This is a genomic window from Domibacillus sp. PGB-M46, assembly GCF_022668875.1.
In the GTDB taxonomy this organism is placed as follows: Bacteria; Bacillota; Bacilli; order Bacillales; family Domibacillaceae; genus Domibacillus.
This window is the reverse complement of sequence record NZ_JAKGCR010000071.1, coordinates 1-498: the sequence shown is the minus strand read 5'-3', so window position 1 is coordinate 498 and position 498 is coordinate 1. Positions and strand designations below refer to the sequence as shown.

At 52.6% G+C, this 498-nt stretch carries 1 protein-coding gene; it reads right to left on the bottom strand.

The genetic code is table 11. The features are described 5' to 3' along the window. Positions 1–498 (bottom strand): aldehyde dehydrogenase family protein (locus L2D08_RS23625; RefSeq protein ID WP_242238000.1); only part of this gene is annotated, 498 nt, incomplete at both ends.

The window sequence follows — 498 nt, the reverse complement described above, 5'->3', positions numbered from 1 at the left end:
GCCAGCGCTGCCTGGCCAATCTGCTTGCCTACTCCGTTCGAGCCGGTAAACGTAATACCATTGATCTCTTCATGGCCGGCGATGCCCTGGCCGATTGTTCTGCCCGGACCCGTTATTAAATTGACCACTCCAGCCGGGAATCCTGCTTCTTCGAAGCATTCCATAATTTTAGCAGCTGTAACTGCCGTTTCCGTCGCCGGCTTGATGACGACCGTGTTGCCATATACAAGCGCCGGCGCCATTTTCCAGATTGGAATGGCAATCGGGAAGTTCCAGGGAGTAATCACTCCGACGACACCGAGCGGTACACGTGTTGTAAACATCAGGGCCGAGCTGTCTGTCGATGGAATCACATCGCCTACTTTGCGCATGCCTTCTCCTGCATAATACTTTAAGATGGCAATGCCGCGGGCTGTTTCCCCTTTTGTTTCGGCAAAGGTTTTGCCCATTTCCCGCGTGGCACACTCGGCAATGTCATCGATCCTTTTTTCTAAAATG